The 24,200-nt window shown below is 70.9% G+C and carries 22 protein-coding genes and 1 pseudogene; 19 read left to right on the top strand and 4 right to left on the bottom strand.

Annotation, left to right across the window (positions count from 1 at the left end; translation table 11 throughout):
• Positions 1-9: 9 nt before the first annotated feature.
• From ACQEU8_RS15505 to ACQEU8_RS15480, 6 genes and pseudogenes are all read left to right on the top strand, one after another.
• A complete protein-coding gene (locus ACQEU8_RS15505; RefSeq protein WP_433100916.1) occupies positions 10-1,188 on the top strand; it encodes an acetoin utilization protein AcuC in 1,179 nt (392 codons plus the stop codon).
• A gap of 529 nt (positions 1,189-1,717) precedes the next feature.
• A pseudogene (locus ACQEU8_RS15500) lies at positions 1,718-1,894 on the top strand (phosphatase); the annotation flags it as partial.
• 128 nt (positions 1,895-2,022) lie between these two features.
• The gene (locus ACQEU8_RS15495; RefSeq protein ID WP_157846443.1) at positions 2,023-2,232 is read left to right on the top strand and encodes a helix-turn-helix domain-containing protein; all 210 of its coding nucleotides are present in this window, start codon (positions 2,023-2,025) and stop codon (positions 2,230-2,232) included.
• Between the two features lie 185 nt (positions 2,233-2,417).
• Positions 2,418-2,516, top strand: coding sequence for a 30S ribosomal protein bS22 (locus ACQEU8_RS15490; RefSeq protein WP_003948845.1), 99 nt, complete (start codon positions 2,418-2,420; stop codon positions 2,514-2,516).
• Positions 2,517-2,642: 126 nt separating this feature from the next.
• On the top strand, positions 2,643-3,740 hold the full coding sequence (locus tag ACQEU8_RS15485; protein WP_433100913.1) for an NAD-dependent epimerase/dehydratase family protein: 1,098 nt from the start codon (positions 2,643-2,645) through the stop codon (positions 3,738-3,740).
• A complete protein-coding gene (locus tag ACQEU8_RS15480) occupies positions 3,733-4,980 on the top strand; it encodes a lysophospholipid acyltransferase family protein (RefSeq protein ID WP_433100911.1) in 1,248 nt (415 codons plus the stop codon). The genes ACQEU8_RS15485 and ACQEU8_RS15480 overlap by 8 nt, the downstream gene beginning before the upstream one ends.
• Before the next feature lie 91 nt (positions 4,981-5,071).
• Here the strand turns inward: ACQEU8_RS15480 and ACQEU8_RS15475 are convergent, their stop codons facing one another.
• The 3 genes from ACQEU8_RS15475 to ACQEU8_RS15465 form a co-directional block, all read right to left on the bottom strand.
• Positions 5,072-6,391, bottom strand: coding sequence for a DUF5667 domain-containing protein (locus ACQEU8_RS15475; RefSeq protein ID WP_433100909.1), 1,320 nt, complete (start codon positions 6,389-6,391; stop codon positions 5,072-5,074).
• A 218-nt stretch (positions 6,392-6,609) separates the two neighbouring features.
• Positions 6,610-7,578: an ECF subfamily RNA polymerase sigma factor, BldN family gene (locus ACQEU8_RS15470; RefSeq protein ID WP_433100907.1), complete on the bottom strand. Its 969-nt coding sequence runs from the start codon at positions 7,576-7,578 to the stop codon at positions 6,610-6,612.
• Between the two features lie 382 nt (positions 7,579-7,960).
• The gene (locus ACQEU8_RS15465) at positions 7,961-8,908 is read right to left on the bottom strand and encodes an HAD family hydrolase (RefSeq protein ID WP_433100905.1); all 948 of its coding nucleotides are present in this window, start codon (positions 8,906-8,908) and stop codon (positions 7,961-7,963) included.
• A gap of 200 nt (positions 8,909-9,108) precedes the next feature.
• Between ACQEU8_RS15465 and ACQEU8_RS15460 the strand changes: the two genes are divergently transcribed.
• From ACQEU8_RS15460 to ACQEU8_RS15405, 12 genes are all read left to right on the top strand, one after another.
• Complete coding sequence (locus ACQEU8_RS15460) at positions 9,109-9,345, top strand: glutaredoxin family protein (RefSeq protein WP_433100903.1); 237 nt, start codon at positions 9,109-9,111, stop codon at positions 9,343-9,345.
• A 357-nt stretch (positions 9,346-9,702) separates the two neighbouring features.
• Positions 9,703-10,506, top strand: coding sequence for a redox-sensing transcriptional repressor Rex (locus ACQEU8_RS15455; protein WP_433100901.1), 804 nt, complete (start codon positions 9,703-9,705; stop codon positions 10,504-10,506).
• Complete coding sequence (locus ACQEU8_RS15450; protein WP_433100899.1) at positions 10,503-11,828, top strand: glutamyl-tRNA reductase; 1,326 nt, start codon at positions 10,503-10,505, stop codon at positions 11,826-11,828. Before ACQEU8_RS15455 ends, ACQEU8_RS15450 begins: the two co-directional genes overlap by 4 nt.
• Entirely contained in the window at positions 11,825-12,835 is a 1,011-nt protein-coding gene (hemC, locus tag ACQEU8_RS15445; RefSeq protein ID WP_433100897.1) for a hydroxymethylbilane synthase, read from the top strand. Before ACQEU8_RS15450 ends, hemC begins: the two co-directional genes overlap by 4 nt.
• Positions 12,836-12,912: 77 nt before the next feature.
• A complete protein-coding gene (locus ACQEU8_RS15440; protein ID WP_433102426.1) occupies positions 12,913-14,550 on the top strand; it encodes a uroporphyrinogen-III synthase in 1,638 nt (545 codons plus the stop codon).
• A gap of 38 nt (positions 14,551-14,588) precedes the next feature.
• The gene (hemB, locus tag ACQEU8_RS15435) at positions 14,589-15,590 is read left to right on the top strand and encodes a porphobilinogen synthase (protein WP_433102424.1); all 1,002 of its coding nucleotides are present in this window, start codon (positions 14,589-14,591) and stop codon (positions 15,588-15,590) included.
• A gap of 292 nt (positions 15,591-15,882) precedes the next feature.
• A complete protein-coding gene (locus tag ACQEU8_RS15430) occupies positions 15,883-16,239 on the top strand; it encodes a cupin domain-containing protein (RefSeq protein ID WP_433100895.1) in 357 nt (118 codons plus the stop codon).
• A gap of 311 nt (positions 16,240-16,550) precedes the next feature.
• Complete coding sequence (locus tag ACQEU8_RS15425; protein WP_433100893.1) at positions 16,551-18,506, top strand: ATP-binding protein; 1,956 nt, start codon at positions 16,551-16,553, stop codon at positions 18,504-18,506.
• Between the two features lie 15 nt (positions 18,507-18,521).
• Complete coding sequence (locus ACQEU8_RS15420; RefSeq protein WP_433100891.1) at positions 18,522-18,941, top strand: roadblock/LC7 domain-containing protein; 420 nt, start codon at positions 18,522-18,524, stop codon at positions 18,939-18,941.
• Positions 18,938-19,357 carry a DUF742 domain-containing protein gene (locus tag ACQEU8_RS15415; protein ID WP_433100890.1) on the top strand — a complete coding sequence of 140 codons (420 nt, stop codon included), beginning with the start codon at positions 18,938-18,940 and terminating at the stop codon, positions 19,355-19,357. The genes ACQEU8_RS15420 and ACQEU8_RS15415 overlap by 4 nt, the downstream gene beginning before the upstream one ends.
• Entirely contained in the window at positions 19,335-19,961 is a 627-nt protein-coding gene (locus tag ACQEU8_RS15410; protein WP_433100888.1) for a GTP-binding protein, read from the top strand. Before ACQEU8_RS15415 ends, ACQEU8_RS15410 begins: the two co-directional genes overlap by 23 nt.
• Positions 19,942-20,505 carry a GAF domain-containing protein gene (locus ACQEU8_RS15405; protein WP_433100886.1) on the top strand — a complete coding sequence of 188 codons (564 nt, stop codon included), beginning with the start codon at positions 19,942-19,944 and terminating at the stop codon, positions 20,503-20,505. The genes ACQEU8_RS15410 and ACQEU8_RS15405 overlap by 20 nt, the downstream gene beginning before the upstream one ends.
• A 28-nt stretch (positions 20,506-20,533) precedes the next feature.
• Here ACQEU8_RS15405 and argS read toward each other — a convergent pair whose 3' ends face one another.
• A complete protein-coding gene (gene argS, locus ACQEU8_RS15400) occupies positions 20,534-22,312 on the bottom strand; it encodes an arginine--tRNA ligase (RefSeq protein ID WP_433100884.1) in 1,779 nt (592 codons plus the stop codon).
• Positions 22,313-22,451: 139 nt separating this feature from the next.
• Here argS and lysS point away from each other — a divergent pair, with 139 nt between their 5' ends.
• On the top strand, positions 22,452-24,188 hold the full coding sequence (gene lysS / locus ACQEU8_RS15395) for a lysine--tRNA ligase (protein WP_433100882.1): 1,737 nt from the start codon (positions 22,452-22,454) through the stop codon (positions 24,186-24,188).
• Positions 24,189-24,200: the final 12 nt, after the last annotated feature.

The raw sequence follows: 24,200 nt of genomic DNA, 5'->3' as shown, positions 1-24,200 counted from the left end.
GTGTCGGGCATGAGCGGGCGCGCGCAGTTGATGTGGGATGAGGGAGTCACCGGCTACGACTTCGGCCGTGGCCATCCGATGGACCCGGTACGGCTTGCGCTGACGAAGCGCCTGATCGAGTCGCTGGGGGTGGAGCGCGCCCCGGACTTGAGCGTCGTCGCCGCGAAGCCCGTCGGGGATTCGACGCTGCGGCTGGTGCATCGCGCCGACTACATCGACGCTGTACGCCGTGCGTCCCTCGACCCCGCGTCCGCTGAGCAGCAGTACGGCCTCGGCACCCCGGATGATCCCGCGTTTGCGCGTATGCACGAGGTCTCCGCACTGATTGCGGGTCAGTCGGTGGGCGGCGCCGAAGCCGTGTGGCAGGGGAAGGCGCAGCACGCCGTGAATTTCGCCGGCGGGCTGCACCACGCGATGCCGCGAAGTGCGTCAGGCTTCTGCGTGTACAACGACCCCGCGCTCGCCATCGCCCGGCTCCTGGAGCTGGGTGCCGAGCGGGTGGCGTACGTCGATCTGGACGTGCATCACGGCGACGGTGTCCAGGAGGTGTTCTGGGACGACCCGCGGGTGCTGACCATCTCGCTGCACGAGCATCCGGGCACGCTCTTCCCCGGCACCGGGTGGCCGGAAGAGTGCGGCGGTGAGGGGGCCGAGGGCAGCGCGGTGAATGTGGCGCTGCCGCCGGGTACGGGCGACGAGGGGTGGCTGCGTGCGGTGCACGCGGTGGTGCCGGAGCTGCTGGGTGCGTTCGAGCCGCAGATGCTGGTCTCGCAGCACGGTGCGGACACCCATGTCGAGGATCCGCTGGCGCACTTGGCGGTCAGCGTGGACGCACAGCGGCTCGCGGCCGAGGCGGCACACGAGTGGGCTCATACGTACGCCGAGGGCCGGTGGCTGGCGACCGGGGGCGGCGGCTACGCCGTCGTCGATGTGGTGCCGCGTACGTGGACGCATCTGGTGGCGATCGCGGCGGGGGCGCCGGTGCCACGGGAGACCGAAGTGCCTGCCGAATGGCGGCAGGAAGTGTACGCACTCACCGGCAGGGCCGGCGCCCCGCAACGCATGACGGACGGGCTCGAACCGCGCTGGCGGGGCTGGGGCGAGGGGTACGACCCCGCGGACCGGCTGGACCAGGCGGTGCGGGCGACCCGGCGGGCGGTGTTCCCGGCGCACGGTTTGCTGCCGTAGTCCGGGCCCTCTCTCAATGCCTGTCGGTGGGGCGTACGCGCCAATGACAGTATGGGAGCGAACCGTTGCGGGCGGGGTTCGGTTGAGGGGTGCCCGGTGCGGGGTATCGGCAGTTCCGGGACCGTTTCCGGGCGGATGGTGCCCGGTTGTGTCAGCGTGGGTGTCGGCGTGGACGTCAGCGAGATCTGCTCGTCGGTGCCGGGTCCGGCCCGTCTCCTGACCGACTCCTGGTCAACTACGCCACATTGGCCCCATCCTTGTCGGCGCCCGGATGCCTCGGCCTAGCACTGTCGCAGGGGAAACGTGTCGACATAGCGATGCAATTCGGGGTACGTCAGTGCGGCTTCTCCTACGCAAGGGGGGTCGCGCTGTTCTGCGTAACCGGCGCCCGTCTCCAAGGTCGTACGCGGGGCGCGAAGGCACACGCCCCTCCCGTCACCGGGGCGGCGGCGCCCGGCGCGGCGAAGCGGGAAGGGACTGCCTCAAGCGGCGTACAAGAGGCGATGGTTGAGCTGTCAGTGCAGGTCAGCGCGGTAGCGGGGCTGTCGGGCCGCCGGGTGCGCAGGGGGCGGCGCTCGGCGCGGGGCAGCGGGAGTCAGGCACGGGGCAAGGGCGCTCGGACGTTCCGCCGGATGACGCTGCGCAGTCCGATTACTACCGGCCGCATACTCGCTATGTACTCAATCGAGCGTGTCTGTCACGGTAGGCGGACGATCCCTACTCCTCTTCACCACTTGCATCACGCGCCCCTAATCTGGGGAGGAGCGCACATGCGAGCAGGAGACACCGGAGGGGAAGCCGGTGCCCGACATGTGCGGAAGGTTCAGGTGTGACATGGCTGCTGACGAACGGCCGTTGAACGAGGTCGTGTTTCTGACCGTGGCGGAGGTCGCCGCGGTAATGCGAGTCTCCAAGATGACCGTGTACCGCCTGGTGCACAGCGGTCATCTGCCGGCGATCCGGGTGGGCAGGTCCTTCCGGGTGCCGGAGAAGGCTGTACATGAGTACCTCGAGGAGTCGTACGTGGGGGTGGAGAGCGCCTAGGCCGATATCGGGTGTGCGCTCGGTCGTCGCTGCACCGGAGCCCCGGTGCCCCTCGATTCACATCCATTCCCGGGTGGCGGGTAGGGTGGCCCCATGTAGGTCGTGTGGGCTCGGACGCCCCGCACCGAGTATCGAAGTGAGTTCGCCCCGCGTCGTGCGGGGATGATTCGTGAGCGAGGGTAGTCGTGGGCTCTGTCATCAAGAAGCGGCGTAAGCGGATGGCTAAGAAGAAGCACCGCAAGCTGCTGAAGCGGACGCGAGTGCAGCGTCGCAACAAGAAGTGAGCGAGCGCACCGCACGCCACTGACCGCCGCCTTTCTCTCCGTGCGGAGAGAAAGGCGGCGGTTCTGCTATGGATTCGCGGTGCGGCTCGTCGGGCGCGGACGGTATCCGGGTGTCAGGGAGGGATCGTGGGCAAGGTCGTGCTCGTCACCGGGGTGGCCAGACCGCTCGGTGGCCGCTTCGTACGCCGTATCCAGCGAGAACCCGAGGTGGACCGGGTGATCGGCGTGGACGCCCAGGCCCCCGCGCACCACCTGGGCGGCGCGGAGTTCGTACGGGCGGACATCCGGCAGCCGGCCATCGGCAAGGTGCTGGCCGAGCACGCCGTCGACACCGTTGTCCATATGGATGTGCACGGCACCCCGCCGACGCTGGGCGGTGGCGGGCGTGGCGCGGTCAAGGAGACCAACGTCATAGGTGCCATGCAGCTGCTCGGTGCCTGTCAGAAGGCGCCCACCGTCAGTCGTCTGGTGATCAAGTCGACGACGAGTGTGTACGGTTCCGCGCCCCGTGATCCGGCCGTCTTCGACGAGACGACGCCGGTCAGGGATCTGCCCAGCGGCGGTTTCGCCAAGGACGCCGTGGAAGTCGAAGGGTATGTACGCGGGTTCGCGCGGCGCCGCCCGGATGTCGCGGTGACCGTGCTGCGCTTCGCCCACATCCTCGGCCCCGCCGCCGAGTCGCCGCTCGCCGCGTACTTCTCGCTGCCCGTACTGCCCACCGTGCTGGGCTACGACCCCAGGCTGCAATTCGTGCACGACGACGATGTGATCGAGGTGCTCCGGCTGGCGGCGGGCGAACCGCGCCGGGGCACGCTCAACGCCGGTACGTTCAACATCGCCGGGGAGGGTGTCCTGCTGCTGTCGCAGTGCGCCCGGCGGCTGGGGCGGCCGACGGTGCCGATGCTGCTGCCGGCGATCCGGTGGAGCCGCAGCCTGCTTCGCTCGGTGGGCGCGACGGATTTCTCGCCCGAACAGATACGGCTGCTCACCCACGGGCGTGTCGTGCACACCGCCCACGCACGCGACGTGCTGGGTTTCACCCCGCGCCGGACGACCGCCGAGACGCTGGACGCCTTCGTACGGGAGCACGGCCCCGGGCTGCTGCCGCCGCACAGGCTCGCCGAGGCGGTCGACAGGTTTGCGGCACTGCTGCCGGCAACACCCGGCCCGGAGGCGTCGACCGCCGCCGCGGCGGGGTCAGAGGAGGTGCGCCAGGATGGCTGACGCGAAGGTCATACCCTTCGACGACGACAGGGACCGCTCGCGCGGCGCGGGCGCCTCGTCCGGCCGCAGCCCGGGTGACGGCGGCCTCGCCCCCCGTACGGCCCGCTCCGGCGCTCCGAAACCCTCCGGTGCGGCCGACTCCGCGCCGGAGAGCGGCTCGGGCTCGGTTTCCGGCGATGCCGATTCCGGTTCCGGTTCGGGTCCCGGGGGCGGTTCGGGCGGCCGTCGAAGGAGCGGTCGTTCAGCCAGGCGCTCCCGTCTGACGACGGTGCCGGAGCCGCAGCCGGACGCGGCGCAGGGCGCCGATGAGCCGACGGGGGAGAGCGAGCCCGCAGCGGCGGAGTCCGCGCAGCACACAGATGCTGGCCAGTCCTCAGGGCTGCTGGAGCGCGTGCTCGGCACCGACTGGGAGGCGCGGGCCTCCCGCGGCCTCGATTTCCTGCGGCGCAGGATCACCGGGGAGTACGCGGTCGACGACTTCGGCTACGACCAGGAGCTGACCGACCAGGTGCTGATGACGCTGCTGCGTCCGGTCTTCGAGAAGTACTTCCGGGTCGAGGTACGCGGGGTGGAGAACATCCCAGCGGACGGTGCCGCGCTCGTGGTCGCCAACCATTCGGGGACCCTGCCGCTGGACGGGCTGATGCTGCAGGTCGCCGTGCACGACCAGCACCCCGCTGACCGCCATCTGCGGCTGCTGGGCGCCGACCTGGTGTTCGTACTGCCGCTGGTCAACGAGCTGGCGCGGAAGGCCGGGCATACGCTCGCCTGCGCGGAGGACGCGCAGACGCTGCTGGAGCGGGGCGAGGTCGTCGGGGTGATGCCGGAGGGTTTCAAGGGCCTGGGCAAGCCGTTCGCGGATCGCTACAAGCTTCAGCGGTTCGGGCGGGGCGGTTTCGTCTCGACGGCGCTGCGTGCGGGCGCGCCGATCGTGCCGTGCTCGATAGTGGGCGCCGAGGAGATCTATCCGATGGTCGGCAACTCGCGTACTCTCGCGCGGCTGTTCGGCGTCCCGTACTTCCCGATCACACCCACGTTCCCCTGGCTCGGCCCGCTGGGGGCGGTGCCGTTGCCGACGAAGTGGACCATCCAGTTCGGCGAGCCGGTGCCGACCGACGGCTATCCGCCGGAGGCTGCGGAGGATCCGATGCTGATGTTCAACCTCACCGACCAGGTGAGGGAAACGATTCAGCACACCCTCTACAAACTGCTGGTGCGGCGGCGGTCGGTCTTCTTCTGAGCGCTTCCGTCAAGCGCTACGAGACCGCTCGCCGCCGCACCGGCCGACGTGTTCTTCCTCGCGTACGTGCCCGTCCTGCCGACTGCCGCGGCTAGCTGCCGCCGCCCAGGCCGAGTCGGGGCAGGACGTCCGGGACGATGGGAGGCAGGGTCACCTCGGGCTCGCCGCCGGGCGTGTCAGGACTGCCGGAACCGGGGCCGGACTGGGAAGGGCTGCCCTTCCTGTCCGGGTCCTCGGGCGGCTGGAGCAGGCTGCCGCCGAGCAGTCCCTCGCCCTCGCGTCCGGAGTCGGAGGGCGACGGCTCCTCACTGCCGCTGTCGCGCTGCCCGGCACCGTCGTCGGTGGACGGCGAGCTCGGCACGCTGGAGGGCTGCTCCTCACCCGTGCGGTCCCCGGTGCCGGGTTCGCGCTCGCGTGGGGCCGCCTCGCGCTCCCGTGGGAGGAGCGAGCGCAGCGGGCTCACGTCCTGGTCTATGGCGTCGAAGACGGAGCTGACCTCGTCGCTCACATCGTGCAGCTGCAGCGGCAGCCGGTCGCGCAGCCGGGACCATCCCGCGCGGTGCTTCTTCGAGAACGTGGACAGCGAACGGATCGGAGCCAGATCGCCGTTCCGCCGGTAGGCGTCGCTCAGCAGCCGGTGGCCCTCGGAGGCGTCGTGCCGCATCCCGGAGAGGGTCTTGCGCACCTCGGCCAGCGCCTCGTGGTCCAGCCCTCCGCCGGAGCGGTCGCGCTCCATCAGACGGCGGGCCTCGTGCAGCCGCGTCGAGGCGTGGTCCAGCAGAAGGCTGCCGCGGTCCGCGTCGTCGCCCGCCAGGTCGAGTTGGAGGTCCTCCATGCCGCGCTTGAGGCCGTACAGCGAGTCGCCGGGCAGGGCGTCCGTGCTGGCCGCGGTGGCGCCGCCGAAGGCGCTGGCCGCGACGCCGACGCTCAGCCCGCCGGCTGCCAGACCCTTGCCCAGCCGGGATTTGGGCCGCAGTTTGCCCAGTGGCCCGAGGCCGGGCGCCCGGTGTGCGCCCCGGCCGCGGGAGCCGCTGCGGGCGTCGCGCTGCTCGGGGAAGTACGCGCCGTGTGCCGCCGTCTCCCCCTCCCCGAAGGCGGCCTCCATGGCGGCGATCAGCTGGGCCCGCTGGACGGTCTTGACCTCGGGGTCCAACTCCGGTTTGGGCAGCCCGCTCAGCGAGTCCGCCAGGGACAGCAGCGACCGGTCCATACCGTCGGCCCGGTGGCTGTGCGGTGTGTCCGCCGGCGGTGCCCCTTCGCCCTTCCCTCCCCCGGCCTGCGGCCGGGAGCTGTCCCCGGCCCGGGACCCTTCGGGCCCTGCATCGGCCGCTGCGCCCGCGTCGCGCTCCTGCTCGTCCAGGGCTTGGGCGAAGGCGATGGCCCGTCGGCTCGTCGGCACGGATCCGATCACCGGCGGCACCTCCTCTCGTCAGCACGGTCGGCTCCCCGGCACACAGCCAAGAGCCTGGCCGGCCGTGCTCACTCAGGCGTGAGTGTGCCCCGGACAGCCATGGCTACGGGGAGTCTGCAACCCCCACAACGAGCGCAAGCCACTCGGGTTACGGAGTCGGATGTCACGATGATGTGACCGGTGCGATGGCCGATAGCCGACGGTCGATGACCGGGTGCTCAGCGCGCGTCGTCCGGCAGAAGTCTGGCGAGGGTGCGGACGGCGCGGTACTGGAGTGTCTTGATGGCGCCCTCGTTCTTGCCCATCACCCGGGCCGTTTCGGCCACGGAGAGCCCCTGGAGAAATCGGAGCGTTACGCACTCCTGCTGTTGGGGGTTGAGCTTACGTACGGCTTCCAGCAGGGCGGCGTTGGAGAGGGACTCGAGAACCGACTCCTCCGGGGAGCGCTCGACCTCGTTGGCGTCGAGCATCTCGCCGGTGGTCACTTCGAGGCGGAAGCGGCTCGACTTGAAGTGGTCGGCGACGAGATTCCGGGCGATGGTCACCAGCCAGGCCCCGAAGTCCCGGCCCTGCCAGGTGAAGGTTCCGATCCGGCGGAGGGCGCGCAGAAAGGTCTCACTGGTCAGGTCCTCGGCGGTCGCCCGGCCGCCGACCCGGTAGTAGATGTAGCGGTAGACGGTGTCGCTGTACTGGTCGTACAACCTGCCGAACGCCTCGGCCTCGCCGTCCTGGGCGCGTTCGACGAGGTCCATCATGCGGCGGCTGTCGGTGTCCGAGGCGGCGGGGCGCCGCGCGGTCGCACCGGTGCCCCGGGCGCGCCTGCCGCTCGCGGTGGAGGTGCGGGACGCGGTTGCCGCGCCCGAGCGGGCGGCCGGTGAGGTCGACGAGGAGGCCGCGGTGCGGGAGGCGGCGGACGTGGCCGCGGCCGGAGCGGTACGGGACGAGGCCGCCGGGGACGCGGCGGAGGCGGCCGGTCCGGCCGCAGCGGTCATGGCGCGGGCGGCGCGGCGGGCGAGGGCATGGCAGGGACCTGCGGGGACAGTTGAGACCCCTGCGGGGACAGGTGCGGCTGTTGCGGCGAGGGCAGGGACGGCGTACGCGGTGGGGACGAACGCACGCAGTTGGTCGATGACTGTCGTGCGCAGCGTAGCCAGGCCCGAGGCGTCAACCCCGACGTGTGGGTACACGGGACTCCCAGAGGCAGAGCTTCCATCACGTGCAGTGCGGGACCATTCACCCGGCGTAGGGACGGATGGGTACCGAATTGCGTCTGAGGAGAATAACGCTTCGTACAGGCTGCGCTACACCTAGTTGCCAAAAACGTCGCTTCGGTTCGTTCTGTTACGGATTGGAGCCGTAATCAGGCGCGAATCGGGGACTGTTTTTGATCGTTTCTCTGGCTGAATCTGATCCCTGCATGATGAGTTCCGCTCGACCCGGTAGACCGCGACTGTCGGCCCCGAGCGCCGGGTAACACTGCTGGATTAGCCCGCCGACAGTCGCGTACGGCAGGCGTGCGACGGGCGCCACGCGCCCCGGTGTGTTGGATGGTCGCCCTTGTGAGGGGCCCTAGCGGCGGCGGCGCTGAACCGCTGCCGCGGCAACCGCGCCACCCGCCAGCGCGCCGACTCCGGCAGCTGCCGGAATGCCCACCTTCGCCGCCTTGCGGCCCGTGCGGTAGTCCCGCAGTCGCCAGCCCATTTCACGAGCGTGTGCCCGAAGACGGCTGTCAGGATTGATCGCATACGGATAACCGACGAGCGACAGCATCGGGATGTCGTTCGCCGAATCGCTGTACGCGGCGCACCTGTCCAGGTCGAGCCCCTCGGCCGCGGCCAGCGCGCGCACCGCCTCCGCCTTCGCGGGTCCGTGCAGCGGTTCGCCGACCAGCCGACCGGTGTAGACGCCGCCGACCGACTCGGCGACCGTGCCCAGCGCGCCGGTCAGCCCGAGCCGCCGCGCGATGATCGTTGCCGTCTCCACCGGCGCCGCCGTCACCAGCCACACCTTCTGGCCCGCGTCCAGGTGCGCCTGGGCGAGGGCGCGGGTGCCCGGCCAGATGCGGCCCGCCATGTACTCGTCGTAGATCTCCTCGCCGATGGCCATCAGCTCGGAGACCCGGTGCCCTTTGACGATGGACAGCGCGCTCTCCCGCGCGTCGTGCATATGGTCGGCGTTTTCGGACCCGGCGAGTCGGAAGTACGCCTGCTGCCAGGCGAAGCGGGTCAGTTCGCGCTTCCGGAAGAACTTGCGCTTGTAGAGGCCGCGGCCGAAGTGGAAGAGGGCGGCGCCCTGCATCACCGTGTTGTCCAGGTCGAAGAAGGCGGCAGCATGCACGTCCCCCGCCACGGGGAACTCCGCTTCCTCCGCCTCCTCCGCGCCTTCGCGGCCGGCCGCCTCGGCCGCCGCCAGCTCCTGCTCCTGCTTCCGCGCCGCCTCAGCGGCGGCCTCGCCTGCGAGCACGCTGCGCGCAGTCGCCGAGCGCTTGCGAGAAGTGAGCCATGCGGGAAGGGCCATGCCGCGAGCATAGCCAGTCTGTTCGGAGAGTCGGTTGCGCCTGGATTGCCGGGGGTGTGAGGCGGGTGAACGGCCGGGGGTCCGGGGGTTGTCCTCCGGAGGGTTGCAGCGTGAGGGGAGTCGGTTGCGCGTGGATTGCCGGGGGTGTGAGGCGGGTGAACGGTTGGGGGGCTGGGGTGGGTGGGTTGGAGAATGGGGGCATGAAGACTGTGACCCTGATCGGGAAGCCCGGGTGTCATCTGTGTGATGTGGCGCGGGACGTGGTGATCCGGGTGTGCGACGAAGTGGGCGCCACCTGGGAGGAGAAGGACATCAACCAGGACCAGGAGCTCTACCGCCTGTACTGGGAGCAGATCCCGGTCGTGCTCGTCGACGGGCAGCAGCACGACTTCTGGCGCGTCGACCCCGAACGCCTCCGCAGCGCGCTCACCGCGTGACGCAGCGCTGACGCTCGCAAATTTCCGGCCCGTACGGCTCTCGCGCGGTGCGCGCCGAGTGTTCAGTCGAACACCGCTCAATGAGGGCTTGGGGCAGCCTTGTCCAGTGGGAATGTGGTCAGGGTTCGAGCTGGTTTCGATTAGTATCAAGGGCGTTTTGCCGTCCGGGGGCGTATACGTGAGGAGTGTGGCCGGGTGTCCCCGTTGGTGCCTGTGGCGCCGGTCACGTTGGCCGGACAAACCGGACACAATCTTTGTGCACGCGTTCACAAAGGCATAGCCTGGGCGCGACGGAGCGGTCCGGGAGAGTGCCTCACATACGACCGCTCACCGCTTCGCGCAACCGGCAGGAGCACCGTGGCAACTGGCCGAAATCACCGTCCGGCGACGAGTCGGAGCCGAGGAATCCCCGAGGCGACCGTCGCCCGCCTTCCGCTGTATCTGCGGGCACTCACCGCGCTGTCCGAGCGCTCCGTGCCCACGGTCTCCTCGGAGGAGCTGGCCTCCGCGGCGGGCGTCAATTCGGCCAAGCTCCGCAAGGACTTCTCCTACCTCGGTTCGTACGGCACCCGCGGGGTCGGTTACGACGTGGAGTACCTCGTCTACCAGATCTCCCGCGAACTGGGCCTCACCCAGGACTGGCCGGTTGTGATCGTCGGTATCGGTAACCTCGGCGCCGCGCTCGCCAACTACGGGGGTTTCGCCTCACGCGGCTTCCGGGTGGCGGCGCTGATCGACGCCGATCCGAGCCTGGCCGGAAAGCCCGTTGCGGGTATCCCCGTCCAGCACACCGACGAGCTGGAAAAGATCATCTCGGACAACGGGGTGTCCATCGGCGTGATCGCCACCCCGGCGGGCGCGGCGCAGCAGGTGTGCGACCGGCTCGTCGCCGCCGGGATCACCTCCATCCTCAACTTCGCGCCGACCGTGCTGTCCGTCCCCGAAGGGGTCGACGTACGCAAGGTCGACCTCTCGATAGAGCTGCAGATCCTCGCCTTCCACGAGCAGCGGAAGGCGGGGGAGGACCTGGGGGCACCGCCCGACCGGAGGTCGGGGGAGGACACGGCGCCGCCTGCCGCGCCGCCCGCCGTGGCCGTCGCCAAGCGGCGGCCGCCCGAGTCCGGAACTGACGGGGACCTGCCCGCCGTGATGCCGGCATGAGCCTGCTCGTCGTCGGCCTGAGCCACCGCAGTGCGCCGGTCAGCGTGCTGGAACGTGCCGCTCTGGCACCGCAGGCGCGGGGGAAGCTGTTGCAGGACACCGTGGGCGCGGAGCCCGCGGCAGAGGCCGCTGTGCTGTCCACGTGCAACCGGATCGAACTGTACGCGGACGTCGACAAGTTCCACGCGGGTGTCGCCGAGCTGTCGACGCTGCTGGCCCAGCACAGCGGGGTCGAGCTGGACGAGCTCACCCCGTATCTGTACGTGCACTACGAGGACCGGGCCGTGCACCATCTGTTCTCGGTGGCGTGCGGGCTCGACTCGATGGTCGTGGGCGAGGGGCAGATCCTCGGCCAGATCAAGGACGCGCTGGCCGTCGCGCAGGAGCAGCACACCACGGGGCGGCTGCTGAACGACTTGTTCCAGCAGGCGCTGCGGGTGGGCAAGCGCGCCCATTCGGAGACCGGTATCGACAAGGCCGGGCAGTCGCTGGTGACCTTCGGCCTGGAGCAGCTCGCCTGCGGGACGCCCGTCGACGAGTGGGTGCGCGGACGCCGGGCCCTGGTGATCGGGGCAGGGTCGATGTCGTCCCTCGCCGCGGTGACGCTGGCCCGCGCCGGTGTGGGCGAACTGGTGATCGTCAACCGGACGTTGGAGAGGGCGCAGCGGCTGGCGGAGAGCCTGGAGGCCCGGGCGATGCCGATGGCTTCGGTCGCCGATGAACTGGTCGCCGCCGACGTCGTGGTGTCCTGCACCGGGGCTGCCGGGTTGGTGCTGAGCGCCGCCGATGTCGAGGGCGCCGTGCGCCGTCGTGCTGCGGGTGCGTCGGCCGGCACAGCCTTGTCCGTGCTCGATCTCGCCATGCCCCGGGACGTCGAGACCGCTGTGCACCGTGTCGACGGAGTGCGGCTCGTGGACATCGAGTCGCTGGCCGACGCCGAGGCGAACGCCCCGATGGCCGGGGATGTCGAGGCGGTACGCGGCATCGTGGCCGAGGAGGTCGCCGCGTTCGGGGCCGCGCAGCGGGCGGCGACCATCACACCGACCGTCGTGGCGCTGCGCGCCATGGCCGCCGATGTCGTCACCAGCGAGATGACACGCCTCGAGGGGCGGCTGCACGGGATGGACGACAAACAGCGCGCGGAGATCACGCAGACCGTGCGCCGTGTCGTGGACAAACTGCTGCACGCGCCGACCGTGCGCGTCAAGCAGCTCGCGGGCGAGCCCGGCGGTGCCGGGTACGCGGACGCGCTGCGTGAACTCTTCGACCTCGACCCGCAGGCGGTCGCCGCTGTCAGCAATCCGGAACAGGAGCGGCAATGAACACCGACGCCACAGCCAACCCCCCACTGAGGCTGGGCACCCGCCGCAGCAAGCTCGCGATGGCGCAGTCCGGGCTGGTCGCCGAGGAAGTGCGCAGGGTGACGGGGCGGCCCGTCGAGCTGGTGGAGATCACCACGTACGGGGACATCAGCAAGGAGCAGCTCGCGCAGATCGGCGGCACCGGGGTGTTCGTCAACGCGCTGCGGGACGCGCTCTCCCGCGGGGAGATCGACTTCGCGGTGCACTCGCTGAAGGACCTGCCGACGACCCAGCCCGCCGAGTACGCGCTGGCCGCCGTGCCGGCCCGGGCCGACGCCCGGGATGTGCTGGTGGGCCGGGACGGGCTCGGGTTCGCGGCACTGGCCAGGGCGGCGGCGCCCGGCACGGCACGGATCGGCACCGGTTCCCCTCGCCGGATGGCGCAATTGCAGGCCTGGGCGCGTACGCTCGGGGTCGAGATCGAGACCGTCCCGATCCGGGGGAATATCGACACGCGGATCGGGTACGTGCGCTCCGGTGAGCTCGACGGCGTCGTGCTCGCCGCCGCCGGTCTCGAGCGCATCGGTCGCCTCGAAGAGGAGGCCGCCGAGTTGATCGAGCCCGACCAGGTTCTTCCCGCCCCCGGACAGGGGGCACTGGCCGTCGAGTGCGTGGCGTCCGACACGCACCTGGCCGCACAGCTCGCGGAGCTGGACGACCCGTACACACGGGCGGCCGTCACCGCTGAGCGAACCCTGCTCGCCGCCTTGGAGGCCGGCTGTAGCGCACCTGTGGGGGCGCTGGCCGACCTGCTTGTCGAGGGGCAGGTTGTCACCGAAATGCGCCTGCGCGGCGTCGTCGGCACCACCGACGGTCGCACGCTGGTGCAGTTGTCCACCACCGGTCCCGTACCGGCGTCCGACGGCGGTCCTGCCGACCTTGCGCCCTTCGAGCGTATGGGCCGGGAGCTCGCCGACGAGATGCTCGCCAAGGGCGCGGCCGGTCTGATGGGGGAGCGAGCACTTTGAGCCCCACCGCCGCCGACAGGTCGCGCGCCGACAAGTCGAGCACCGTACAGAAGACGGCAGTCGCGAACAGACAGCACCTGCACGGTGCACACGGACACGTCACCTTCCTGGGTGCCGGGCCCGGAGACCCGGGGCTGCTGACGTTGCGCGCCGTCGAGGCGCTGGGGCAGGCCGACGTGCTGGTCGCCGACCCACGCGTGTACGACGTCGTACGTGCCCATACCCGGCCGGGTGTGGACACACCGCTGCAAGCCGTGGCTGATGAGGCGTCAACTGCCTCCGCAGCGGCCGACGATGCAGCCCTCGACCCGGGCGAGTCTGCCATAGCCGCCGCACGCGCCGGCAAGCGGGTCGTGCGTGCGGTCGCGGGTGACCCCGGGCTGGACTCGGATGCCGCCCGGGAGATGCTCGCGCTGGCCGCCGAGGGGATTCCGTTCGAGGTCGTGCCGGGTGTCGCCGCGGTTGTGGGCGTGCCTGCCTACGCCGGGGTTCCGCTGCGCGACGCGCAGGGCACCGATGTGCGGTTCGTGGACGCGAGTACGGCGGACGACCGATGTTGGACCGAGTTGGGCGTGAGCGACGCGACCGTCGTCGTCTCCACCACCCTGGACCAGGTCACCGCCGCCGCCGGGGAGCTGGTGGCCGCGGGCCGCAAGCCGGACACCCCGCTGACCGTCACACTCGCCGGGACGACCACCCGGCAGCGCACCTTCACCGCGACGCTCGGCGGGATCACCCAGGCCCTCAAGCAGGCCAAGGTGCTGCCCTCGCCGGATGGCGGGCAGCCCGTCATAGCCGTGGTCGGCGAGCGCAGTGCCGCGGCCCAGCGCGATCAGCTGGCCTGGTTCGAGTCCAAGCCGCTGTTCGGCTGGCAGGTCCTGGTGCCCCGTACCAAGGAACAGGCGGCCTCCCTCTCCGACCAGCTCCGCTCCTACGGCGCCGTACCCGCCGAGGTGCCGACCATCGCCGTGGAGCCCCCGCGCACCCCGCAGCAGATGGAGCGCGCGGTCAAGGGCCTGGTGACGGGCCGCTACGAGTGGATCGCGTTCACTTCCGTCAACGCCGTCAAGGCGGTCCGCGAGAAGTTCGAGGAGTACGGGCTGGACGCCCGCGCCTTCGCCGGGATCAAGGTCGCGGCCGTCGGTGAGCAGACGGCGAACGCGCTGATCGAGTTCGGGGTCAAGCCCGATCTGGTGCCCAGCGGCGAGCAGTCGGCGGCGGGGCTGCTGGAGGACTGGCCGCCCTACGACCCGGTCTTCGACCCGATCGACCGGGTGTTCCTGCCGCGCGCCGACATCGCCACCGAGACGCTGGTGGCCGGGCTGATCGAGCTGGGCTGGGAGGTGGACGACGTGACCGCCTACCGCACGGTGCGCGCCTCGCCGCCGCCCGCCGAGACCCGGGAGGCGATCAAGGGCGGCGGGTTCGACGCCGTACTGTTCACCTCGTCGTCGACCGTGCGGAACCTGGTCGGTATCGCCGGCAAGCCGCACAACGTCACGGTCATCGCCTGCATCGGCCCGGCCACCGCCAAGACCGCGGAGGAGCACGGGCTGCGGGTGGACGTCATGTCGCCCGAGCCGTCGGTCCACAAGCTGGCCGAGGCGCTCGCGGACTTCGGCGCGCAGCGGCGCGCCGCGGCCGTCGAGGCGGGTGAACAGGTGAAGCGGCCGAGCGAGAAGCGCCCGGCCAGGAGGAGGGCACGCACATCATGAGCACGCACGGCGGCAGCCCGAGCGCGTACGGCAGCGGCGTGAGCACGTACGGCAGTTATCCGGCTGCCCGCCCGAGGCGGTTGCGTACCACGGCGGCCATCCGCAGGCTGGTCGCCGAGCACCGCACCCAGCCGGCGGATCTGATCCTGCCCGCCTTCGTGCGGGAGGGCGTCGGCGAGCCGGTGCCGGTGGGCACCATGCCCGGCGTCGTACAGCACACTCGCGACACCCTGCGCAAGGCCGCCGTGGAGGCGGTCGAGGCGGGCGTCGGCGGGCTGATGCTGTTCGGCGTGCCGGACGAGGCGAAGAAGGACGCGCGGGGCACCGCGGGCACCGATCCGGACGGCATCCTCCAGGTCGCGCTGCGGGATGTACGGGCGGAGGTCGGCGACGAGCTGGTGCTGATGTCCGACCTGTGCTTGGACGAGTACACCGACCACGGCCACTGCGGGGTGCTGACCGCCGACGGGCGGGTGGACAACGACGCGACGCTGGAGCGGTACGCGGAGATGGCCCGTGTCCAGGCCGACGCGGGCGCCCATGTGCTGGGCCCCAGCGGCATGATGGACGGTCAGATCGGGTACGTCCGCGCGGCGCTGGAGGGGGCAGGGCACAGCGATGTGGCGGTGTTCGCCTACACCGCGAAGTACTCCTCCGCGTTCTACGGGCCGTTCCGGGAGGCCGTCGGCTCCTCGCTCCAGGGCGACCGCAAGACCTACCAGCAGGACCCGGCCAACGCGCGCGAGGCGCTGCGCGAGCTGTCGCTGGATCTGGCCGAGGGCGCGGACATGGTGATGGTCAAGCCAGGGCTGCCGTATCTGGACATCCTGCGGGACTTCGCCGAGCGGGCGGAGGTCCCCGTCGGCGTCTACCAGATCTCCGGCGAGTACGCGATGGTCGAGGCCGCTGCCGAGAAGGGGTGGGTCGACCGGGAGGCGGCCATCCTGGAGACGCTGACGAGCTTCACCCGCGCCGGTGCGAACATGATCCTCACCTACTGGGCGACGGAGGCCGCGAGGCTGCTGCGCGCACGCCGCTGACCCCGTAGCCGCAGAGCACCAATAGGGCGTCATCCGCTGGGCGGATGGCGCCCTTCCGTTTTGCTCCTGCAGTTAACCACCGTTGCCGTTGTGGCCAGGCGGAAGGATCACTTACGCTCATCCCGCCTTGTTCGAACCGGCGCCGGGGGAAATCCGTCCGGCGCCAACGCAGTTGACGTCATGTCACCGCACTGTGCTGGGCGGCTAACCCCGCGCGACTTCGACGGCGTACCTCTTCCGTCTCGCGAGTCCCCTTTGTCGCAGCGCCATCGCAGAGAAAGAGGAGCACACCATGACGACTCTCGACCGGCCCGACTTCCATGTGGTCGACACCGAGGCGCTGGGACAGGTCGACCCGATCGAACTTTTCCCGGGGGTGACGGCGCAGGTGGTCGACTGGACCAGCCCGGCCGACGGTTCGGACCCGCTGCCGCGCGAGGCGTACGTACGGTTCGCACCCGGATCCGGCTACACCGAGCCCGACCACCACGGCGACAGCAGCGAGATCGTGGTCGTCCTGGAAGGCGAACTCCAGGACGAGGCGGGCAGTTACCCCGTCGGCAGCCGCGTACGCGGGGCGCAGGGCTCCACCCACACGCCGCGCAGCGAGCGGGGCTGCCTGCTGTACGTGTACTTCCCGCAGCGCTGAGGCTGTTGCTGTCCGTGCGTTGACGCGCGTGTTTGCCGCCTGTGCGGTGACGCCCGTGCGTTGACGCGTGCGCGTTGACGCGCGCTTTGCCGCCCGTGCGTTGGCGGGCGGACGTTGGCGCGCGGGCGGCAGGTGGGGCCGGGCGTGAGAGGGGTGAACCCTCTTGAGATGTGTGGCAGTTGTGACGACGCCGGTTCCGGCCCCCCGCCGCCCCGCCATCATGGCTAGACTCGCCACGCCGCGGCGGAGAATGAGTGTTCTCCGCCATGCGGAAGCTTTCCTTCCCCCGAATGAATCGCTTGAGGGAATCGATGCCCGTACCTCAAAGTTCCCCGACGCACACGCTGCGGGAAGCGCCCGCCGTCGTGGGCGCCGCGGGGGACGCGGCGCTGCGCCGCCGCATGGTGCGGCTGGCGTACACGCCCGCGCTCGTCGTGGTATTCGCGGCCGCCGGGGTGGTGGCGTACCTGTGGTCCACCTGGGAGCCGGACGACGCCACCACCGTGCAGACCGGCTTCGGTGACGCCGCCTCGCTGAGCGTGCTCGGCGCCGCGCTGCTGGTGGCCGCCGCCGCGATCGCGGCCGGCGTCCGGAGCGCGTCGACCCAGGCGCGTACGACGCTCGAACAGTACGCCGTGCTGCGGCGCGGGGCCGAGCGCAGCCGGCACCAGATCCAGAACCAGCTCCGCAGGCTGGAGGCGGGCGAGCCACCGAGCCCGCCCGCGTCCGGGCACACCGCGGCACCGGTTCCGGCGGATGGCGCGCTCGACTCCCTCGCCCAGGAACTCGCGCTCGCCCAGCGCACCGCCGAGGCGGCGGTGGCCCAGGCGGCGACCCTGAACCGGCCCGCCCGCGAGCCGGCCGCGGCCGCAGTTGAGGGCAACGGCGCGCAGGGGCTGCAGGCCGCCGACCGGGTCGCCGTCTTCGTCAACCTCGCCCGCCGCCTCCAGTCGCTGCTGCACCGCGAGATCAAGGTGCTGGACGAGTTGGAGAACCAGGTCGAGGACCCGGAGATCCTCAAGGGCGTCTTCCAGGTCGACCATCTGGCCACCCGGATCCGCCGCTACGCGGAGAACCTGGCGGTGCTGGGCGGCGCCGTCTCCCGCCGCCAGTGGACGAAGCCCGTCCCGCTCACCGAGATCCTGCGCTCCTCCGCCGCGGAGGTGGAGCACTACCAGCGCATCAAACTGGTGCCGCCGATCGAGGGCACCGTGCGCGGGCAGGCGGTGGCCGACGTCATCCATCTGCTCTCCGAACTGATGGAGAACGCGACCGTCTACTCCGCGCCGCAGACCCAGGTGCTGTTGCGCACCAGCCATGTCACCGCCGGGCTCGCCATCGAGGTCGAGGACCGTGGCCTGGGTATGACCGCCGACGAACAGCGGCGGATGAACGCCCTGTTGGCCGACCCCGAGGGCGTCGATGTCGCCGCGCTGCTGACGGACGGCCGGATCGGCCTGTACGTGGTCGGCACGCTGGCCCGGCGGCACGACATCGCCGTACAACTGCGCAGCAACATCTACGGCGGCATCCAGGCCGTCCTCGTGCTGCCCCACACCATGCTGGGCAACCAGGGGGGCAACCAGCGGGGCGGTCAGGAGAGCGGCCGGGAGGGCGGCCAGAGCAAGGTGGCCGACGCAGCGCCGGGTGCTGTGCGCCCGGCCGACGCAGCGCCGGGTCCCGCAGCCGGTGGGCTCGGCGCCCCCGAGCACACGGTGCGGCTGCAAAGGGGCCGCCATGCCGCTCCCTCGACTCCGGGCACGCCTCCGGACGCGGAGGCTCCCCGCCACGCGGCGGTTGACCGGCCCGACGGCCGTCTCCCGGCGTCCGCCGCAGGAATCGGCGGACAGCCGCCCCTCGGTGGGCAATCGCAGCCTGTTGCGCAGCCACAGCCCGGCGGTCCCGGCGGACAGCCGCAACCCGGCGCGCAACCCCAGCCCATTGGACAGCCGCACCCCGGTGCACAGCCGCAGCCTGCCGCACAGTCACACCCCGGCGGACACCCGCACCCCGATGGGCAGCCCCAACTGGGTGCCGAGGGGCGGCCTCGGCTGCCGCGGCGGCAGAAGCAGCAGCACATCGTTCCCGAGCTGCGGGACGCGCCGACGGCCGCGCCGGGCGGGGCGGCGAGCCCGCCCGGGGAGGAACCCGTGCACAATCCCGGGCTCATGGCCGCCTTCCAGCGCGGGGTCGGCCGCGCCGACGCCGAAGAGCGCGGCGGGACGCCGCCCACGCCCCCGTACGACGGTGACAGCTCGCCCCACTAGGAGGAAAACGCGAACATGATGAGCGAAGCACCCACGCGGCGCACGGCGGCGGATCTGTCCTGGCTGTTGACCGGACTCGTGGAGCGGGTACCGCACGCCCGCAGCGCCCTCCTGCTGTCGGCGGACGGTCTGGTCAAGGCCGCGCACGGGCTGGAGCCCGACACCGCGGACCATATGGCCGCGCTCGCCTCGGGGTTGTACTCGCTGGGCCGCAGCGCGGGGGTGCGGTTCGCCGACGGGGACAGCGTCCGCCAGGTCGTGGTCGAGCTGGACAGTTCGCTGCTGTTCGTCACCACCGCGGGCCAGGGCGCCTGTCTGGCCGTGTTCGCCGGGAGCGAGGCGGACGCGGGAGTGCTGGGCTACGAGATGGCCATGCTGGTCAAGAGCGTCCGCCCGTACCTGGTCACCCCCGCGCGGCACCCCAGCGGCGAATGACGGCACCGCCAGGTCCCGTACCCCCGGACCCCGTCGGTCCCGGCTGCGGTGACGAGCCGTGGCTCGACGACGACGCGGGCCGGCTGGTCCGCCCGTACACGGTGAGCGAGGGCCGCACCAAGCCCTCCACCGACCTGGACCTGCTGACCATGGTGCGGGCCACCGGGGTGCAACCGGACGGCTATCTGGGACCGGAGCACACCCAGGTGCTCCGGCTGTGCGACGGGCCGTTGACCGTGGCGGAGATCGCCGCGCACATCCGGCAGCCCGCCGCCGTCACCAAGGTGGTGCTGTCCGACCTGGTGGACTGCGGCGCCGTCGCCACCCGAGGGCCCGTGCATCTGCAGGCAGGGCCCGATCCGTACGACCGAGAAGTGCTGGAGGCGGTGCTGGATGGGCTCCGTAGAAGACTCTGACCCCTCTTCCTCCGATCCCGCTGAGACCGCGTCCGACTCCTTTCCGACCGCGCTGAAGATCATCGTGGCCGGGGGCTTCGGGGTCGGCAAGACGACCTTCGTGGGGGCCGTCAGCGAGATCGAGCCGTTGAGCACCGAGGAGCTGCTGACGCAGGTGAGCGCGGCCACCGACAGCCTGGAGGGGGTCGAGCAGAAGTCCACCACCACGGTCGCGATGGACTTCGGCCGGATCACCTTCGAGCACGGCTATGTGCTCTACCTCTTCGGCACCCCGGGCCAGGACCGGTTCTGGTTCATGTGGGACGAGCTGTCGGCCGGGGCACTCGGCGCGGTGGTGCTCGCCGACACCCGACGGCTGGAGCACTGCTTCCCCGCCGTGGACTACTTCGAGCGGCGCGGCATCCGCTTCGTGCTGGCCGTCAACGAGTTCGACGGCTCCTACCGCTACACCCCCGACGAGGTACGGGCCGCGATCGACCTCGACGAGGGCATACCCGTGGTGCTGTGCGACGCGCGGAAGTCGGACTCGTCGACCGGGGTTCTCATCTCTCTCATCCAGCACCTGATCGACCCGAGGAGCACGCATGTCATCCGCACCGCTTGACCTGACGGCCCGGCTGCTGCTGACTCCGCAGGACACGGAGGCACCGGCGCGGGTGGCCCGGCTCAAGGAGCTGGGCGTCGGCGACCGGCCGAAACCGGAGTTCGACGCCTTCGCCCGCGAGCTGGCCCGGATCACCGACGCACCGTTCGCGATGGTCAACTTCATCGACGAGGAGCGGCAGTACTTCTCCGGGCTCTACGACTCGACCATGGACCCCGAAAAGGGCCCGGTCGACCCCAACGGCGGCGTGGGCCGGGTGATGGCCCGCGACCACGGCTTCTGTGTGCACGTCGTCGCGCGGCGCACCGCACTGGTGCTGGAGGACGTCCGCGACTTCGCCAGGTTCGCGGTCAACCCCGTGGTGGACGAGGTGGGCATCACCTCCTACCTGGGAGCCCCGCTGCTGGACCCGTCGGGCATGGCGCTGGGCACGATCTGCGTCGTCGACCAGCGGCCACGTCCGTGGGGGCAGCAGGGGCTGCGCACCATCAAGAAGATGGCGGCGGACCTCCAGCAGGAGATCCTGGGAGGCCGGTCCGGCTGAACGCGGGACCGGCCCCCCAGGGGGACGGTCAGAGCCGCTCCGGCGTACGGATGCCCAGCAGCGCCAGGCCCTGGTGGAGGACCTCGGCCGTCAGATCGCACAGGAACAGCCGGTTCTCGGTCTGCTCCTCGGTGTCCGCCTTGAGCACCGGGCAGTTCTCGAAGAACCGGCTGTAGAGCGTGGCCAGTTCATAGAGATACGCCGTGACCTTGTGCGGCTCGTACTCGTCGGCCGCCGTCACCACCGTGTCCGCGAACGCGTCCAGGTGCAGGGCCAGCGCCCGCTCGGCCGGGGCCAGTTCCAGCTCGGGGTGCGGCACCGGCTTCAGCTCGCCCGCCTTGCGGAAGATGGAGCGGACCCGCGCGTAGGCGTACTGGAGATAGACGCTGGTGTCGCCCTGGAGGGAGACCATCCGGTCCAGGTCGAAGACGTAGTCCCGGGTCATCGAGTTGGACAGGTCCGCGTACTTGACCGCGCCGATGCCCACCTGCTTCGCCCGGCGCTGGATCTCCTCCTCGGTGACGGCTCCCTCGCCGGAGGCGGCCTTCTCCCGTACGACGGCAGCCGCCCGCTCGACCGCCTCGTCCAGCAGGTCCACCAGCCGCACCGTCTCGCCCTCACGGGTCTTGAACGGCTTGCCGTCCTTGCCCAGCACGGTGCCGAACGGCAGCTGCCGGGCCGCGCCCTCGGGCAGCCAGCCCGCGCGCTGCGCCGTCTCGAAGACCATCCGGAAGTGCAGCGACTGCCGGGCGTCCACCACATACAGCAGGGTGTCGGCCTTCAGCTCGCCGACCCGGTTGCGGATGGCGGCCAGGTCGGTGGCGGCGTAGCCGAAACCGCCGTTGGACTTCTGCACGATCAGCGGCGTGGGGGTGCCGTCCGGGCCCTTGACGTCCTCGAAGAACACGCACAGCGCACCCTCGGAGCGGACGGCGACGCCCGACTCCTCCAGGTCCTTGACGACCTGCTGGAGGTCGTCGTTGTAGGCGCTCTCGCCGACGATGTCCGCGTCCCGGATCTCCACGTCGAGCTCGTCGTAGACGCCCTGGAAGTACGTCTTCGACTCGTCGACGATCTTGTGCCAGAGGGCCAGCGTCTCCGGGTCGCCGCTCTGCAGCGCCGGCACCCGGTCCCGGGCCCGGGACTTGAAGGCCTCGTCGGAGTCGAAGAGAGCGCGCGAGGACTTGTAGAGCCGGTTGAGCCGGGCCATCGCGGCCTCGCCCGCGTCCTTGGCGCCCGCCGCGTCCGACTCGTGGTCCAGCTCGTGCGGGTGCTCGATCAGATACTGGATGAGCATGCCGAAGTTGGTGCCCCAGTCGCCGATGTGGTGGCGGCGGATCACCTTCTCGCCCCGGTGCTCCAGCAGGTGCACGATCGCGTCACCGATGACCGTCGAGCGCAGGTGCCCGACGTGCATCTCCTTGGCGACGTTCGGCTGCGAGTAGTCGATCACCGTGGTGCCGGGGTTGTCCTTGTACGGCACGCCGAGGCGCTCGTCCTGCCGCCGTGCCGCCAGGTTCGCCACGATCGCCTTGTCGGCGACGGTGATGTTGAGGAAGCCGGGGCCCGAGACCTCGATGTCCGCGATCTCGTCGTTGGCCGGCAGCGCCTCGGTGACCTTGGTGGCCAGCTCCCGCGGGTTGCCCTTCAGCTGCTTGGCCAGCGCCAGCATCCCGTTGGCCTGGAAGTCCGCCCGGTCGCTGCGTCGCAGCAGCGGGTCGGCGGAGGCGGCCTCCGGCAGCGCAGCCGAGAGGGCGTCCGAGACGCGCTGGTGGACCGTAGCGGCGAGGGAGGGGACCGTAGCCATGGAGTGCTGACCGTTCCTTCGGGGTGTCTGGATTCGAGGCCCAGTATCCCACGTGCATATGGGCGGGCGCCGCCGCATTGAGGGGTGGGAGAATGGGCGGCGCAGGCTTGAAAAGCGCGACGAGAAGGATGTGCCGGACGTGGCTGGGACCACTCACGAGGCCGACTGGGTCTCCCGTATCGCCGATGACGTCATCGCCGAAGCGGAACGTCGCGGTCTGAAAACAGTGGTCTGCGCCTCCGGGCTGAGCCCTTCCGGCCCCATCCACCTGGGCAACCTGCGTGAGGTGATGGTGCCGCACCTGGTCGCCGACGAGATCAGGCGCCGGGGCATCGCGTGCGAACACATCCTGTCCTGGGACGACTACGACAGGTTCCGCAAGGTCCCGGCCGGTGTCGAGGGCGTGGACGAGTCCTGGAACGAGCACATCGGCCGCCCGCTGACCTCTGTGCCCGCGCCGCCCGGCAGCCCGTACGCCAGCTGGGCCGAGCACTTCAAGGCCGCCATGGAGGCGTCCCTGCTGGAGCTGGGCGTGCAGTACCGGGGCATCAGCCAGACCGAGCAGTACACCTCGGGCGCCTACCGCGACCAGATCCTCTTCGCGATGCGCGAGCGCACCCGTATCGACGCCGTGCTCGACCGCTACCGGACGCTGGAGAAGGGCGCGAAGGGCGGCAAGAAGCAGCAGCAGAAGCCGGCCGACGAGGCGGAGGTGCAGGCCGCCGAGGGCTCGGGCGCCGCAGCCGAGGACGACGGTTCGGGCGCCGGCGCGGGCTCCGCGTACTACCCGTACAAGCCCTACTGCACCGCCTGCGGGCGGGACCTGACCACCGTCACGGCGTACGACGACGAGACGACCGAGCTGTCCTACAGCTGCCAGTGCGGGCACAGCGAGACCGTCGAGCTGCGCGACTTCCACCACGGCAAGCTGGTGTGGAAGGTCGACTGGCCGATGCGCTGGGCGTACGAGGGCGTCGTCTTCGAGCCGTCCGGCGTCGACCACCAGTCGCCCGGTTCGTCGTTCGTCGTCGGCGGGCAGCTGGTGACGGAGATCTTCGGTGCCGAGCAGCCCATCGGCCCGATGTACGCCTTCGTGGGCATCAGCGGCATGGCCAAGATGTCCTCTTCCAAGGGCGGCGTGCCAACCCCGGCCGACGCGCTCCAGATCATGGAGGCGCCGCTGCTGCGCTGGATGTACGCCAGGCGCAAGCCGAACCAGGCCTTCAAGGTCGCCTTCGACCAGGAGATCCAGCGCACCTACGACGAGTGGGACGCGCTCGTCCGCAAGATCGCGGACGGCTCGGCGCAGCCCGCCGACATTGCCGCGCACACCCGCGCCTCGTCCACCGCGCTGGGCCCGCTGCCGATCACGCCGCGCCCGCTGCCGTACCGCACCCTCGCCTCGGTCACCGACATCACCGGCGGCCACGAGGAGCAGACCCTGCGCATCCTCAGCGAGCTGGACCCGGAGCACCCGGTGCACTCACTGGACGAGGTCCGCCCGCGGCTGGACCGCGCACAGCGGTGGATCAACACCCAGGTGCCGGCCGATCAGCGCACCCGCGTCCGCGAGGAGCCCGACACCGAACTGCTGGCCTCGCTCGACGAGGAGCAGCGCGAGTCGCTGCGGCTGCTGCTCGACGGGCTGGACGAGCACTGGTCGCTGGAGGGCCTGACCTCGCTGGTGTACGGCGTGCCCAAGGTGCGGGCCGGTTTCGCGCCGGACGCCAAGCCCACCCCGGAGATGAAGGTGGCACAGCGCGGCTTCTTCGCCCTGCTGTACCGCCTGCTGGTCGGCCGTGAGACGGGGCCCCGGCTGCCCACCCTGCTGCTGGCGGTGGGCGCCGACCGCGTGCGCAAGCTGCTGGGCGCCTGATCTTCAGCCCGT

Source organism: Streptomyces sp. CA-250714 (genome assembly GCF_050936705.1).
Taxonomy (GTDB): domain Bacteria; phylum Actinomycetota; class Actinomycetes; order Streptomycetales; family Streptomycetaceae; genus Streptomyces.
Note: the sequence above shows the minus strand (reverse complement) of the source record. Positions and strands in the feature narration are given on the sequence as shown.

Bases quoted from the DNA above. Each gene is read 5' to 3' on its own strand.
- ACQEU8_RS15460 (WP_433100903.1), top strand. From the start codon at position 9,109: ATGAAGACTGTGACCCTGATCGGGAAGCCCGGGTGTCATCTGTGTGAT.
- ACQEU8_RS15415 (WP_433100890.1), top strand. From the start codon at position 18,938: ATGACGGCACCGCCAGGTCCCGTACCCCCGGACCCCGTCGGTCCCGGC.
- ACQEU8_RS15425 (WP_433100893.1), top strand. From the start codon at position 16,551: ATGCCCGTACCTCAAAGTTCCCCGACGCACACGCTGCGGGAAGCGCCC.
- ACQEU8_RS15430 (WP_433100895.1), top strand. From the start codon at position 15,883: ATGACGACTCTCGACCGGCCCGACTTCCATGTGGTCGACACCGAGGCG.
- hemC (WP_433100897.1), top strand. From the start codon at position 11,825: ATGAACACCGACGCCACAGCCAACCCCCCACTGAGGCTGGGCACCCGC.
- ACQEU8_RS15410 (WP_433100888.1), top strand. From the start codon at position 19,335: ATGGGCTCCGTAGAAGACTCTGACCCCTCTTCCTCCGATCCCGCTGAG.
- ACQEU8_RS15465 (WP_433100905.1), bottom strand. From the start codon at position 8,908: ATGGCCCTTCCCGCATGGCTCACTTCTCGCAAGCGCTCGGCGACTGCG.
- ACQEU8_RS15480 (WP_433100911.1), top strand. From the start codon at position 3,733: ATGGCTGACGCGAAGGTCATACCCTTCGACGACGACAGGGACCGCTCG.
- ACQEU8_RS15405 (WP_433100886.1), top strand. From the start codon at position 19,942: ATGTCATCCGCACCGCTTGACCTGACGGCCCGGCTGCTGCTGACTCCG.
- ACQEU8_RS15495 (WP_157846443.1), top strand. From the start codon at position 2,023: ATGGCTGCTGACGAACGGCCGTTGAACGAGGTCGTGTTTCTGACCGTG.
- argS (WP_433100884.1), bottom strand. From the start codon at position 22,312: ATGGCTACGGTCCCCTCCCTCGCCGCTACGGTCCACCAGCGCGTCTCG.
- ACQEU8_RS15505 (WP_433100916.1), top strand. From the start codon at position 10: ATGAGCGGGCGCGCGCAGTTGATGTGGGATGAGGGAGTCACCGGCTAC.
- ACQEU8_RS15420 (WP_433100891.1), top strand. From the start codon at position 18,522: ATGATGAGCGAAGCACCCACGCGGCGCACGGCGGCGGATCTGTCCTGG.
- ACQEU8_RS15450 (WP_433100899.1), top strand. From the start codon at position 10,503: ATGAGCCTGCTCGTCGTCGGCCTGAGCCACCGCAGTGCGCCGGTCAGC.